Annotated in this window: 13 protein-coding genes; 8 read left to right on the forward strand and 5 right to left on the reverse strand. The window is 61.2% G+C overall.

Annotation, left to right across the window (positions count from 1 at the left end; translation table 11 throughout):
- Positions 1-139 precede the first annotated feature (139 nt).
- Entirely contained in the window at positions 140-1,102 is a 963-nt protein-coding gene (locus tag LJX93_RS26810; protein ID WP_033702403.1) for a LysR family transcriptional regulator, read from the forward strand.
- Here LJX93_RS26810 and LJX93_RS26815 read toward each other — a convergent pair.
- Together LJX93_RS26815 and hexR are read right to left on the reverse strand one after the other, a co-directional pair.
- A complete protein-coding gene (locus LJX93_RS26815) occupies positions 1,044-1,262 on the reverse strand; it encodes a PA3496 family putative envelope integrity protein (protein WP_077068708.1) in 219 nt (72 codons plus the stop codon). The genes LJX93_RS26810 and LJX93_RS26815 overlap by 59 nt on opposite strands.
- A gap of 132 nt (positions 1,263-1,394) precedes the next feature.
- Complete coding sequence (gene hexR, locus LJX93_RS26820) at positions 1,395-2,261, reverse strand: transcriptional regulator HexR (RefSeq protein WP_027592102.1); 867 nt, start codon at positions 2,259-2,261, stop codon at positions 1,395-1,397.
- 103 nt (positions 2,262-2,364) lie between these two features.
- On the opposite strand from hexR, the gene zwf reads away from it, so the two are divergent.
- The 5 genes from zwf (at position 2,365) to LJX93_RS26845 (ending at position 8,030) form a co-directional block, all read left to right on the forward strand.
- Positions 2,365-3,807, forward strand: a complete 1,443-nt coding sequence (gene zwf, locus LJX93_RS26825; RefSeq protein ID WP_033702404.1) for a glucose-6-phosphate dehydrogenase — start codon at positions 2,365-2,367, stop codon at positions 3,805-3,807.
- An 88-nt stretch (positions 3,808-3,895) separates the two neighbouring features.
- On the forward strand, positions 3,896-4,213 hold the full coding sequence (locus tag LJX93_RS26830; RefSeq protein ID WP_095063945.1) for a hypothetical protein: 318 nt from the start codon (positions 3,896-3,898) through the stop codon (positions 4,211-4,213).
- A 107-nt stretch (positions 4,214-4,320) separates the two neighbouring features.
- Positions 4,321-6,504: a DNA helicase II gene (gene uvrD / locus LJX93_RS26835; RefSeq protein WP_033702406.1), complete on the forward strand. Its 2,184-nt coding sequence runs from the start codon at positions 4,321-4,323 to the stop codon at positions 6,502-6,504.
- 149 nt (positions 6,505-6,653) lie between these two features.
- Positions 6,654-7,508 carry a Tim44 domain-containing protein gene (locus tag LJX93_RS26840; RefSeq protein WP_227696609.1) on the forward strand — a complete coding sequence of 285 codons (855 nt, stop codon included), beginning with the start codon at positions 6,654-6,656 and terminating at the stop codon, positions 7,506-7,508.
- A gap of 114 nt (positions 7,509-7,622) precedes the next feature.
- On the forward strand, positions 7,623-8,030 hold the full coding sequence (locus LJX93_RS26845; protein ID WP_033702408.1) for an SMI1/KNR4 family protein: 408 nt from the start codon (positions 7,623-7,625) through the stop codon (positions 8,028-8,030).
- 101 nt (positions 8,031-8,131) lie between these two features.
- Here the strand turns inward: LJX93_RS26845 and LJX93_RS26850 are convergent, their stop codons facing one another.
- Positions 8,132-9,892 carry a cation:proton antiporter gene (locus LJX93_RS26850; RefSeq protein ID WP_033702409.1) on the reverse strand — a complete coding sequence of 587 codons (1,761 nt, stop codon included), beginning with the start codon at positions 9,890-9,892 and terminating at the stop codon, positions 8,132-8,134.
- Between the two features lie 321 nt (positions 9,893-10,213).
- On the opposite strand from LJX93_RS26850, the gene LJX93_RS26855 reads away from it, so the two are divergent.
- Positions 10,214-10,699, forward strand: a complete 486-nt coding sequence (locus LJX93_RS26855; RefSeq protein ID WP_033702410.1) for an acyl-CoA thioesterase — start codon at positions 10,214-10,216, stop codon at positions 10,697-10,699.
- On the opposite strand, the gene pdxY is transcribed toward LJX93_RS26855, so the two are convergent.
- Complete coding sequence (gene pdxY / locus LJX93_RS26860; protein WP_033702411.1) at positions 10,696-11,568, reverse strand: pyridoxal kinase PdxY; 873 nt, start codon at positions 11,566-11,568, stop codon at positions 10,696-10,698. The two genes, LJX93_RS26855 and pdxY, sit on opposite strands and share 4 nt — an antisense overlap.
- A gap of 120 nt (positions 11,569-11,688) precedes the next feature.
- Here pdxY and LJX93_RS26865 point away from each other — a divergent pair, with 120 nt between their 5' ends.
- Positions 11,689-12,081 carry a DUF3301 domain-containing protein gene (locus LJX93_RS26865; protein ID WP_033702412.1) on the forward strand — a complete coding sequence of 131 codons (393 nt, stop codon included), beginning with the start codon at positions 11,689-11,691 and terminating at the stop codon, positions 12,079-12,081.
- Here LJX93_RS26865 and LJX93_RS26870 read toward each other — a convergent pair whose 3' ends face one another.
- On the reverse strand, positions 12,082-13,053 hold the full coding sequence (locus tag LJX93_RS26870) for a CobW family GTP-binding protein (protein WP_227696610.1): 972 nt from the start codon (positions 13,051-13,053) through the stop codon (positions 12,082-12,084).
- Between the last annotated feature and the right edge of the window lie 12 nt (positions 13,054-13,065).

Raw genomic sequence — 13,065 nt, forward strand, 5'->3', positions numbered from 1 at the left:
CGCGTGACCAGACGTTGCTGGCCAGTCGCACATTCACCCTAGCGCTGTAGGTCGATAAACAAAAATCAATATTTGTTAGGGGCAGTATTAGCAAAAGCTTATAGTGCCGTAACAAGGTTTTGCCGGAGCCGCGACAAAAATGCGTAAGTCCTTGATGCGTATGACTTTGCGTCAATTGCAGATCTTCAATGAGGTGTGCGATTTACGCTCCTACAGCCGTGCAGCCGAGGAAATGGCGCTCACGCAACCCGCCGTTAGTCTACAGATTCGCCAGCTCGAAGAGCTTATCGGCCAGCCGCTGTTCGAGTACGTCGGCAAGAAGCTTTACCTGACCGAGGCAGCCGAAGCCCTGCAACGTGCCAGCCGGGATATCTTTGGCCGCCTGGAAAGCCTCGACATGCAACTGTCGGACATGCAGGGCTCACTGCAAGGGCAGTTGAAACTGGCGATCGAGTCCAGTGCCAAGTACTTCGTGCCACACCTGTTCGCCGCCTTCAAGCAGCGCCACCCGGAGGTCAACCTGACGCTCACGGTGGTCAACCGCGCCCAGGCGATCCGGCGCCTTTCGGACAACCGTGACGATTTGATCATCATGTCGATGGTGCCGCAGGACATGGGGCTGGAATTCCTGCCGTTTCTGAACAATCCGATCGTCGCCGTGGCCCCGCCGGATCATCCGCTGTGCAAGCTCGACCACCTGCGCCTGCAAGACCTTGAGCCTCATACGCTGCTGGTCCGCGAACAAGGTTCGGGTACGCGCAAGGCTTGTGAGGAATACTTCAAGGACAAACGCGTGCACTTCACCCAGACCCTCGAAGTGGCATCGGCAGATGCCCAGCGCGAATGCGTGATCGCCGGCTTGGGCATTGCCCTGCTGACCCGCCATGCCTTGAACATGGAGCTGGCCGCGGGCGTGCTCAAAGAGTTGCCGGTGGAGGAACTGCCGCTTTACCGCAGTTGGTGCGTGGTACAGGCCAAGGCCAAGCGGCAGTCGCCGGTGGCCCTGGCATTCTTGGCGTTCATCCGCAGCGAACGGGTGCTGATCAGCGCGATTGTTGAGCGTTTTTCGGGGAAGATGCTGCCGAAGTCTGCCACACCGTGAGCGCTTGCAGCTCAGGGTAGTCAACCAAGTCACGAAGCAATTGACGCTGGTCGCAGTAGCTTTCGATAGCGCGGCGATACTCCATCCGGCGCTGATCCTTTTCCTGCTGCTTGCGAGCCTTGGCGTTGGGTTGGTACGTACCGTCGAAGTCACGAGCCATTGCCTGTCTCCCAGTTAGGATGCGGGAGTTTCAGACTGGCTTCGGGAGTTTACGGTTTTGCGCCAGGGCGGTTACAAAATGGTGAATTTTGCTTGCCTGCGCAGGCGATGAGGCCCGCGCAGGCGCCGCAAGTCAATCGTCGGTGGCTTTGATTGACTTGGGCGATAGGCGCAGGCTGCGCAAGCTGCGCTTCACGCTCTTGAGGTGGTTGACCAGGCTCGGTCCACGCGCCATGGCAACACCCATGGCCAGCACATCGATCACCACCAGGTGGGCGATACGCGAGGTCAGCGGCGTATAGATTTCGGTGTCTTCATGCACATCGATGGCCAGGTTGACGGTCGAAAGCTCGGCCAAGGGGGTGGCGCTCGGGCACAGGGTAATCAGGTTGGCGCCACTCTCACGCACCAGGTTGGCGGTAATCAGCAGGTCTTTGGAACGGCCCGACTGGGAGATGCACACCGCCACGTCGCCCGGCTTCAAGGTGACCGCCGACATGGCCTGCATGTGCGGGTCGGAATAGGCCGCCGCGCTGAGCAGCAGGCGGAAGAACTTGTGCTGGGCATCGGCAGCCACCGCGCCCGATGCGCCAAAGCCATAAAACTCTACCCGCTGCGCCTGGGCCATGGCGCTCACGGCCTGCTGCAGCGCTTGTGGATCGAGGTGCTCGCGCACCTCCATCAGCGTATGCAAGGTAGTGTCGAAGATCTTCAGGCTGTAATCGGCTACCGAGTCGTCTTCATGGATCGCGAACTGCCCAAAGCTGGCCCCGGCGGCCAGGCTTTGCGCGAGTTTCAGCTTGAGGTCCTGAAAGCCTGAACAGCCAATCGCCCGGCAGAAACGTACGATGGTCGGTTCACTGATACCCACGTTGTGCGCCAGGTCGGCCATCGAGCTGTGCATGACGGCAGCCGGGTCTAGCAGCACGTGGTCGGCTACTTTCAGTTCCGATTTGCGCAGCAGGTGGCGCGATTGGGCGATATGTTGCAACAGATTCACGGGCTGGACTCGGTTATGATCGGCTGGCCGGGATGTAGCTTTCTTGTAGTTATACTACATGGGCGCCAACCCGCCCAGTTAAACGAACGTGGAGAGTGGTGGTTTGACTATTCCTTGCGACATTCTGGTCTTCGGTGGCACCGGCGATCTGGCCTTGCACAAATTGCTCCCGGCGCTCTATCACCTGTTTCGCGAGGCTCGTCTGAACAACGCGGTGCGGATCATCGCTCTGGCGCGGCGCAACCTGCCACGTAACGACTACCTGAAGCTCGCCGAGCGCCACTGCCGGGCGCAGATCGCGCGCAACGACTTCGACGAAGAGGTCTGGCAACGGTTCTCCGCCCGGCTCGACTACTTCCCCATGGACGCCTCGCAGAGTGCCGATTTCGGCCGGCTGGCTCGCTACCTCGGCGAGCCCGGCGGGCTGACCCGCATCTTCTACCTGGCCACCGCCCCCAACCTGTTCGTGCCCATCGCCAACCACCTGCGCATCGCCGGCCTGGCCGACCCCGAAGCCCGTATCGTGCTGGAAAAGCCGATCGGCCATTCCCTGGCGTCCGCCACAGCCATCAACGAGGCGATCGGAGCGGTGTTCGAAGAAGCCCAGGTGTTCCGTATCGACCACTACCTGGGCAAGGAGACGGTGCAGAACCTGATGGCCCTGCGCTTCGCCAACGCCCTGCTGGAGCCGGTATGGCGCAACAGCCAGGTCGACCACGTACAGATCAGCGTCTGCGAAACCCTGGGTGTTGAGAACCGCGGCGGCTACTACGACCGCGCCGGCGCGACCCGCGACATGCTGCAGAACCACCTGCTGCAGTTGCTGTGCCTGGTGGCCATGGAGCCGCCGGCGCAGTTCGAGGCCGAGGCCGTGCGCGACGAGAAAGTGAAGATTCTGCGGGCGCTCAAGCCGATCTGCGGCCAGGACGTGCAGGACAAGACCGTGCGCGGGCAGTACGGTGCAGGGCACATCGGCGGCCAGGAAGTACCCGCTTACTATTTCGAGAAGGACGTGGACAACGACAGCGACACCGAAACCTTCGTGGCCGTGCACGCTCACGTCGATAACTGGCGCTGGGCCGGGGTGCCGTTCTACCTGCGCACCGGCAAGCGCATGGCGCGCCGCTCGTCGCAGATCGTCATTCAGTTCAAGCCCGTGCCGCATGAGCTGTTCAACGGCGGCCAGGTCAACCAGCTGCTGATTCAGCTACAGCCGCAAGAGCGCATCAGCCTGCGCATGATGACCAAGAGCCCAGGCAAGGGCATGCGCCTGGAGCCGGTCGACCTGGACCTGAACCTGGCCCAGGTATTCGGCCAGACCCGCCGCTGGGAAGCCTATGAGCGCCTGCTGCTGGACGTGCTGGAAGGTGATTCGACGCTGTTCATGCGCCGCGATGAAGTCGAAGCGGCCTGGGCCTGGATAGACCCGATCATCAAAGGCTGGGAAGAGCACTTTCAGGCCCCGCGCCATTACGCCGCCGGGAGTAACGGGCCGGAGCAGGCCAACAGCCTGCTGGCCAGGCACGGCAGCCATTGGCATGGCTGAAAGCCTGCCCGATCCCATTACCCCTTTGGAGCAGAGACAGTAGCGCTGCGCCTGCTGGCGCACACCTCAAACTGCAAAGGGATCCATCATGAGCAAAATCGAAAACCTCTATGCGTACAACAGCGAAGTACCAGGCGAACCGGTCTGCTTCGAAGTTCAGGGAACAGTGACCGTTGCTCACCCAGGCATCGAACCGGTTCTGGTGGCGCCCAAGATTCGCCACAAAGGTGGCTGGGAAGTGCTTCAGCTGAAACTGGAGGACAAGGGGGGCATCAACCCGCAGGTCCTGACCCAGAAGCCGGTATTCTTCAGGCGCGAAGGCGGGACTTCGTGGAAGCGGCTGGAGATCATTCACGCCGAAGGTTCGCAAATGGTCGAGATCGGCCACCGGGTAGCACTCAACTGAGTCTGGCAGGGTGCTGTAGGCCAATCCGGATGAGCGACAGCACGTAAAGGTGGAAATTCATACAGTAGGCGTTTGCCCCGTAACCAGCCTGCCCCTAGAATGGCCGGATGCGCACAGACGACCTCTCCCTCCTGCTGAACTCCCTCAATGACGCCCAACGCCAGGCCGTAGCCGCCTCGCTCGGGCGTCAACTGGTGCTTGCCGGCGCCGGTTCCGGTAAAACCCGCGTGCTGGTGCACCGCATCGCCTGGCTGATCCAGGTCGAGCAGGCCTCGCCGCATTCGATCTTGTCGGTGACCTTCACCAACAAGGCTGCGGCAGAAATGCGCCAGCGCATCGAGCAGTTGCTGGGGATAAACCCGGCCGGCATGTGGGTGGGCACGTTCCACGGCCTGGCCCATCGCTTGCTGCGGGCTCACTGGCAGGAAGCCCGGCTGGTGCAGAACTTCCAAATTCTCGACAGCGACGACCAACAGCGCCTGGTCAAGCGGGTGATGCGCGAGCTCGGCCTGGATGAACAAAAGTGGCCGGCACGCCAGGCTCAATGGTTCATCAACGGCCAGAAAGACGAAGGCTTGCGCCCTCAGCATATCCAGGCCGGCGGTGACCTGTTCCTGTCGACCATGCGCGATGTCTATACCGCCTACGAACAGGCCTGCGAACGCGCTGGGGTCATCGACTTCTCCGAACTGCTGCTGCGCGCCCTCGACCTGTGGCGCGATCACCCCGGGCTGCTGGAGCACTATCAGCGCCGCTTCAGCCATGTGCTGGTGGATGAGTTCCAGGACACCAACGCCGTGCAGTACGCCTGGTTGCGCCTGCTCGCGCGCGGCGGCCAGAGCCTGATGGCGGTGGGCGACGATGACCAGTCGATCTATGGCTGGCGCGGCGCCAAGATCGAGAACATCCACCAGTACACGGCCGACTTCCCAGACGCCGAAATGATCCGCCTGGAGCAGAACTACCGCTCCACCGGCGGCATCCTCAAGGCGGCCAACGCCCTGATCGCCAACAACAGCGGGCGCCTGGGCAAAGAACTGTGGACCGACATGGGCGAAGGCGAGCCGCTGACCCTGTACGCGGCCTACAACGAACACGATGAAGCGCGCTATGTGGTAGAAACCATCGAGAGCCTGGTCAAGCAAGGCAATGCGCGCAACGAAATCGCTATTCTGTATCGTTCCAACGCCCAGTCGCGGGTGCTGGAAGAAGCCCTGTTGCGCGAACGCATCCCCTACCGCATCTATGGCGGCCAGCGCTTCTTCGAACGTGCCGAAATCAAGAACGCCATGGCCTACCTGCGCCTGCTCGAAGGCCGTGGCAACGATGCGGCGCTGGAGCGGGTAATCAACGTGCCGCCGCGCGGTATCGGCGAAAAAACCGTCGAAGCCATTCGCGATCACGCCCGCCACAGCCAGCTGTCGATGTGGGAAGCCATGTGCCAGCTGCTCGCCGCCAAGGCCCTCAAGGGCCGTGCTGCCAGTGCGTTGGGTGCCTTCATCGAACTGATCGAGGGGTTGGCCACCAAGGTCGTGGACATGCCGCTGCATACCATGACCCAGACCACCATCGAACAGTCCGGCCTGATCAACTATCACCAGGAAGAAAAGGGTGAAAAGGGCCAGGCACGGGTGGAAAACCTTGAGGAACTGGTCAGCGCAGCGCGCAACTTCGAGGCCGGCGACGAAGACGCCGACCTCTCGCCGCTCTCGGCCTTCCTCGGCCACGCCTCGCTCGAAGCGGGCGACGCCCAGGCCGATGAACATGAAGACAGCATCCAGCTGATGACCTTGCACAGCGCCAAAGGCCTGGAATTCCCCTATGTGTTCCTGGTGGGCATGGAAGAAGGGCTGTTCCCGCACAAGATGAGCCTGGAAGAGCCTGGCCGCCTGGAAGAGGAACGCCGCCTGGCCTATGTGGGCATTACCCGTGCCATGCGCCAGCTGGTCATGACCTATGCCGAAACACGTCGCCTGTATGGCAGCGAGACCTACAATAAAGTGTCGCGTTTCGTACGCGAGATTCCGCCAGGTCTGGTTCAGGAAGTGCGCTTGTCCAACAGTGTCAGCCGCCCGTTCGGCGGCGCGAAGGTCGCCACCAGCAACCTGTTCGCCAATGCCAATATTCCGCAGACCGCCTTCAACCTCGGCCAGCGCGTGCAACATGCGGTGTTTGGCGAGGGGGTGATACTCAACTTCGAGGGCTCTGGCGCCCAGGCACGGGTACAGGTGAACTTTGCCGAAGGCAGCAAGTGGCTGATGCTGGGGTATGCCAAGCTGGAGGCCATCTGAGGCTGTACGCGGGCAGCCCCGCGTACAGGCGGTTACAGGCACGCTTGTAACATTCAGGCAAAAGCTCGAAACATTATGTCGCTGGTCATGTGCCCGGGAACCTGTGCACCATGACGCGCGTGCAATCCACAACAGGGGATATCCCACTTATGCAACGTTTTCTTAGCATCGCTCTGGCGCTCTGCGTCGGCTTGACGCTGAGCCTGGACGCCAGCGCCAAGCGTTTCGGCGGCGGCAAGAGCTCGGGCTCCGCGCCTATTCACCAGACCCGCCAGGCCACGCCAACCACGCCTGCCGCCGCGCCGACCGCACCTGGCCGTGCGCCGGCCGCCGCCAGCGGTGCTTCGCGCTGGCTGGGCCCACTGGCCGGCCTCGCCGCCGGTGGCCTGCTGGCCTCCATGTTCATGGGGGACGGCTTCCAAGGCATGCAGATCATGGACTTCCTGATCATGGGCCTGATCGCGTTTCTGGTGTTCCGCTTCATTGCCGCGCGTCGCCGCCAGCAGCAGCCGCAAATGGCCGCACCTGGCCATGCGCCGTTCCAGCGTGAAGCTCACGGCCAGCCTGCCCAGCCGTCGGTCTTCGGTGGTTCGGCCGCACCTGCTGCCGCAGCCGCTCCGGTGATCAAAGCGCCGGCCTGGTTCAATGAGCAAAGCTTCCTGACCGCCGCGCAAAGCCACTTCCAGTCGCTGCAGCAGCACTGGGATGCCAACGAGATGGACAAGATCGCCGAGTTCGTCACGCCGCAGATGCTCGAGTTCCTCAAGCGCGAGCGCGCCGAGTTGGGTGATGGCTTCCAGGCTACCTACATCGACAACCTCGAAGTACAGCTGGATGGTGTCGATGATCGCGCCGACCGTACCGACGCCACCCTGACCTTCCGTGGCGTGTCGAAGACCTCGCGCTTCGACCAGGGCGAAGTGTTCAGCGAAAGCTGGCACATGGTTCGCGCCCAGGGCGAGAACCAGCCTTGGCTGGTCGCCGGTATCCGTCAAAACGGTTAACCGACACGCGTTGTACAAAAACCCCGGGCTCTGTCCCGGGGTTTTTGCTTTTGCCACAGCGGCCTACTAGGGTATAACGCGCAGCGTTGTCATCAAGGTCAGAGGAAGTGAACCGTGGAAGAAGTGATCGAACAACTCCGTGAAGCCAATGAGCCGGTACCGGTGCCCTTGGAGCTTCCCGATGAAGATCAGCTGGTGGAAGTCGAAGAACAGCTGTTCATCAACATTCCCTTTGTGTTCAAGGAGTTCCTGCTGACCGTCAGTGATGTGGTCTACGGCTCGCTCGAACCGGTCACGATCACCGACCCGCAATCGCATACCTACCTGCCGGACGTTGCATCCAATGCCTGGGATGCTGGCGTGCCACGCGACCTGATCCCGATTTGCCAGGACGGTGATAACTATTACTGCGTCGAGGAAGACGGCACGGTTGTGCTGTGGGATGCCGAAGACGAGATCGTGGGTGAAGACAGCTGGGAATCGGTGTGGCACTGGGCGCGGGACGTGTGGCTGGAAAGCTGATCGCGCGCCTACAAGTCGCCAGGCCTTCTACGCCTGGCGACATCGCTACCGCTCCATCCCCTCGGGCGACGGTGAAATCTTGCGCAGTGAGCCTTGCTGCCTCAATGCGTATTCTCGCGGCTGTTCTCCAGCGTCTCCAGCAAGGCAATCTGCATGCGGGTATGCACGCGGATGAACCAACGCCACAGCAACGCCACCACCACCGCCGCCACTACCGCAATCACCAGCAGCAGTTCACTGGTGGGCAGGATGCTGGCCGATAGCGCCGACAGCAGCAGGAAGATCACCAGCAACGACAGCAGCGGGATCACCTCGGCGATCACCCGCCGCACTCGCTGGGTATGGCGCCCCGCCATTTCAGGCTTAACGCCCATTTCCGCCAGCAGCATCGACAGCGCCTTGAGCTTGCGATACGCCGCAATCAGGAAGGGCAGCGACAGCAGCAACGCCGCGCCCCAGATCATCGCCTTTTGCTGGCTGACATCGGCGACCCACTCGCTGAGCCAATTGCCAATGCGCCCGGCAAAGTAGCCCCCGCTGAAGAAGATGGCGATCACCAGCGCCAGGTTGACGCCAACCTGCAACAGGATGCGCCGGATCATCGCCGCAAGCACGGCACCCTCGCCCTGCGGCTGGATGTTGCGCAACCACTCGCCATACAGCGACAGCACACGCGCCAGACGGCTGGGCACCACCTTGCCAAGTTTCAGCGAGAGCGGGTCGGCCGCACGGATCAGGTAAGGCGTCAGCAGCGTGGTGATTGCCGAAACCGCCACGGCCACCGGGTAGAGGAAATCGCTGGTTACCTGCAGCGTCATGCCCAGCGCAGCGATGATGAAAGAGAACTCGCCAATCTGGGAAAGCCCCATGCCTACCCGCAGCGAAGTGCGGCCGTCATTACCGGCGATAAACGCTCCCATGCCACAGGACAACATCTTGCCCAGCACTACCGCCACGGTGATGACCACGATCGGCCAGGCGTAGTCGATCAGTACTTGAGGGTCGATCATCAGGCCGATGGCGACAAAGAAGATGGCGCTGAACAGATCGCGTACCGGTTCGATCAGCCGTTCGATCTTCAGCAGTTGACGCGACTCGGCCATGATCGCGCCAATCAGGAAGGCACCAAGGACCATGCTGTATTCCAGCTTCACCACCAGCAGGCAGAAACCGAAACACAGGCCCAACACGGTGATCAGCAACATTTCGTTGCTTTCGAATTTCGCCACATATGCCAGCAAACGCGGCACCAGCAAAATGCCGATGACCAGCGCGACGATCATGAACAGCGACAGTTTGCCGACCGTGGAAAACACCTCGCCAGAGCTGACCGTGCCGCTGACGGCGATGCCCGACAGCAAGGCGATGATGCCGATACCCAGAATGTCCTCGACGATCAGCACGCCGAAAATCAGCTGGGCGAAGCGCTCGTTCTTCATCTTCAGGTCGTTGAGTGCCTTGACGATGATGGTCGTCGAGGAGATGGCCAGGATGGCGCCGAGGAACAACGCGTCCATGGTGTTCCAGCCAAACCAGCGACCGATCTCGAAACCGATCCAGATCATCAGCACGATTTCCAGGAACGCCGCGATAAACGCCGTGGCACCGACCTTGAACAGCTTGCGCAGGCTGAACTCAAGGCCCAGGCAGAACATCAGGAAGATCACCCCCAGCTCGGCCAGGGTCTTGATGGTGTCTTCGTCGTGGATCAGGCCAAATGGCGGAGTGTGCGGGCCGATGATGAAGCCGGCGACGATGTAGCCCAGCACCACGGGCTGCTTGAGCCGGTGGAAAATAATCGTGACCACCCCGGCTACCAGCATGATCACTGCCAGGTCCTGGATGAAGCTGATGGCATGCATGGCGCGATACTCCTTTTCTCGATGCCCGGGCAGACCGCTCCTCTGCCAAGGCAAACCGAGCGAGCAGCAAGTACATACTGTATTGAATGCAGGAAAGCCCATGTTGCATGGGCGTACTCAGGTTAACATCGCACCCCGCGGCTTAACGTCGGTGCAATATGTAGAAACAGATCGGCAGGTTAAGCGCTGCCGATGGCGTGATCAGCGTGACGACGGAGCGTCAGCCAACGTCCCGTACCAGGAAGGCAAACTCAAAGAGGGGAAACAGAAGTGTCAGCAGATACCCGCCCCGATTCAGCGCAACCACACCGTGAGCACACTATGGAACCTGGAAACGCCCAGCTGAGCATGACCGTCCTGATGACCCCGGACATGGCCAACTTCTCCGGCAACGTGCACGGCGGCACCCTGCTCAAGTACCTGGATGAAGTGGCCTATGCCTGCGCCAGCCGTTATGCCGGCAGCTACGTGGTGACCTTGTCGGTCGACCAGGTGATTTTCCGCGAACCCGTGCACGTCGGCGAACTGGTGACATTCCTTGCGTCGGTCAACTACACCGGCAACACCTCGATGGAGGTGGGCATCAAGGTGGTGACCGAGAACATTCGCGAACGCTCCGTGCGTCACTCCAACAGCTGCTTCTTCACCATGGTGGCAGTCGACGACAGCCGCCGCCCGGTAGCGGTGCCGCCGCGCCAGCCCCACAGCAGCGAGGAAAAGCGCCGGTTCCTACAGGGCCAGCAGCGCCGGCAGATCCGCCAAGAGCTGGAAAAGCGCTACCAGGACCTGAAAACCGACGCCAACTAGTACGCCAGGCGCTGCGCCTCGAAGCGCACGCGCGGGTGGGCGATGCGATCCTGGGCCCGCACCAGCTGCAACTCGTAGGTGGCGCTGGCCTGGGTTTCGAGCAGTACTTCATGTACCGCAGCGCCAGCGTACTCGAACGCCTGCAGCCAGTTGTCCCCCAGCAACACACGGGCCAGAAACAGGCCCGAAGTCAGGTCGCCCACCCCCACCGGTTGACGCGGAAATGCCAGCAGCGGGCGACGCAGGTGCCAGCTTTGCTCGGCCGTCACCAGCAGCATCTCGAACTGGTCTTCGGCGCGCCCCGGGTAGGCCAGGTGCTTGACCACGACGACCTGCGGCCCACGCGCGAGCAGGCTGCGCGCCATCTGCACGCAATCTTCCAGCGACTGTGCGCGGCGGCCACAGAAGCTGTCCAGCTCCAACTGGTTAGGGCAAAGGATGTCCGCCTTGGCGGCCGCCTCCTCCAGCAGAAACTCGCTGACCTCCTGCGGCACGATGCAGCCTTTCTCAGCGTGGCCCATGACCGGGTCGCACAGGTACAACGCCTTGGGGTTCACCGCCTTGATGCGTTCGACACCAGCCAGGATCGCCCGCCCTTGTTCAGCACTGCCCAGGTAGCCAGACAGCACCGCATCGCAGTGGCCCAGTTCGCCGATGTTGGAAATACCTTCCACCAACGCAGGAATTTGCGCGGGAGCAAGCACTTCGCCAGCCCACTGGCCATACTGAGTATGATTGGAGAACTGCACGGTATTGAGCGGCCAGACATTGACCCCGATACGCTGCATGGGAAACACCGCGGCGCTGTTGCCGGCGTGGCCGAACACCACGTGGGACTGGATGGCGAGCAGGTGCGGGGTACGTTTCATGCGGGAGATTTCCAAAGCTGTTTCAAGGATTGTGCGCAGCGCAGTATGAACTCGATTGCCACCTGTACGACAGGCCAGGGACGCAGTTAAGCTGGTTCGACCTGTTTGGAGCATATGCAAATGTTGACCCTGGAGAATGTCTTCGTCCTGATGCTGGTAGCCACGGCAGGCGCCTGGTTGTGGCATAACCATGGGCTGCGCGAAAAAGCCTTGGAGCGGGTCAAGCAGCATTGCGCCAAGCTCGACCTCGAACTGCTGGACGATGCCGTCGCCCTCAAGCGCCTCGGCTTTGTTCGTGATGCCAACGGCAAGAAGCGCCTGGCGCGGATCTACGCCTTCGAGTTCACCGTCACCGGCGAGCAACGCCACCCAGGCACGGTGACCCAGTTCGGTGCCCACAGCGTGCAGATCGAACTGGCGCCCTACCCGTTCGAGATCAAGACGCCGCCGCGCACCGACAATGTCATCGAGATGCAGCAGTGGCGCCAAGAGCATAACCGCTGGCGCAACTGATCAGACGCCAAGGCATTCCCTCAAACCGGCCTGCAGAGCCGGTTGCGGTTGAGCTTGAGCAAAAATCAGCTCGATGCGCGTATCTCTGCGCCAGTCGCTCGGCTGCCAGTCCGGCAGCACGCCCTCAAGCCCATTGAATGATTGCCAGCCTTGCGCAGTGTGGATAACTCCCTTGGCGCGGAGCCATGGCCAGCCGTGTAAAAACGCCCGAATCCGCTGTGGATAAAACTGTCGACTCGGATGCCAGCGCCAGCCAATACTCCAGCCCCCCTCACCTTGTTGCACCAGGCAGATAGGCTCATCGGGCCTATTCCATAGGGCTGCGGGGGTATTTCCAAGATTGTCGACAATCCTGTTATCCACATATTCAGTGGAAATAGCCCCTGTGGATGAAACGGGAAGCACCGAAAGTGGCAGGTTTCCGTGGCTGGCCCATAGGATATCTTTTTCATTAAATTTCTTAGTTATCAACAACCTATGATATTCATCCACAGCCTCTGATTTGTTGAAAACCACAGCCTTGGCAGCATCAAAAGCCTGCAGTTGAGCCTCAGGCAGGGCCTCTCCCCGTGCCATTTTCTGTGCGTCCACAACCATCAAAAGCGGCTGGATTGTCAGCACTCCTGCCCAAGGGGCCTGCTTGAGTTGGGCGAGTAGCTGCAAGGGATGGCCGAGGCCGGAGGGCTCGATGAACAGCCGATCAGGCCGAGACTTGCGCAGCAACCGGCCCAAGCCAACCTGAAACGGCATGCCGTTGACACAGCACAGGCAGCCCCCTGCGACCTCGCCGATGGCAATGCCGTCTTCATCGCGGCTGAGTAGCGCAGCGTCGAGCCCCACCAGGCCAAATTCGTTGATCAACACGGCCCAACGTTCGTCAGGCGGGCGCTGCGCCAGCAAATGGCGGATCAATGTGGTCTTGCCGGCGCCCAGTGGGCCGGCAATCACGTGGGTAGGAATGTTCTGCAACATGGCATGACTTCG

Origin of the sequence: Pseudomonas sp. HN2-3 (assembly GCF_020691745.1) — a bacterium.
Classification (GTDB): domain Bacteria; phylum Pseudomonadota; class Gammaproteobacteria; order Pseudomonadales; family Pseudomonadaceae; genus Aquipseudomonas; species Aquipseudomonas capeferrum.

What these genes read in the sequence shown, in the direction of transcription:
- LJX93_RS26810 (WP_033702403.1), top strand. Translation starts at nt 140, where the DNA reads ATGCGTAAGTCCTTGATGCGTATGACTTTGCGTCAATTGCAGATCTTC.
- LJX93_RS26815 (WP_077068708.1), bottom strand. Translation starts at nt 1,262, where the DNA reads ATGGCTCGTGACTTCGACGGTACGTACCAACCCAACGCCAAGGCTCGC.
- LJX93_RS26830 (WP_095063945.1), top strand. Translation starts at nt 3,896, where the DNA reads ATGAGCAAAATCGAAAACCTCTATGCGTACAACAGCGAAGTACCAGGC.
- uvrD (WP_033702406.1), top strand. Translation starts at nt 4,321, where the DNA reads ATGCGCACAGACGACCTCTCCCTCCTGCTGAACTCCCTCAATGACGCC.
- LJX93_RS26840 (WP_227696609.1), top strand. Translation starts at nt 6,654, where the DNA reads ATGCAACGTTTTCTTAGCATCGCTCTGGCGCTCTGCGTCGGCTTGACG.
- LJX93_RS26850 (WP_033702409.1), bottom strand. Translation starts at nt 9,892, where the DNA reads ATGCATGCCATCAGCTTCATCCAGGACCTGGCAGTGATCATGCTGGTA.
- LJX93_RS26855 (WP_033702410.1), top strand. Translation starts at nt 10,214, where the DNA reads ATGGAACCTGGAAACGCCCAGCTGAGCATGACCGTCCTGATGACCCCG.
- pdxY (WP_033702411.1), bottom strand. Translation starts at nt 11,568, where the DNA reads ATGAAACGTACCCCGCACCTGCTCGCCATCCAGTCCCACGTGGTGTTC.
- LJX93_RS26865 (WP_033702412.1), top strand. Translation starts at nt 11,689, where the DNA reads ATGTTGACCCTGGAGAATGTCTTCGTCCTGATGCTGGTAGCCACGGCA.
- LJX93_RS26870 (WP_227696610.1), bottom strand. Translation starts at nt 13,053, where the DNA reads ATGTTGCAGAACATTCCTACCCACGTGATTGCCGGCCCACTGGGCGCC.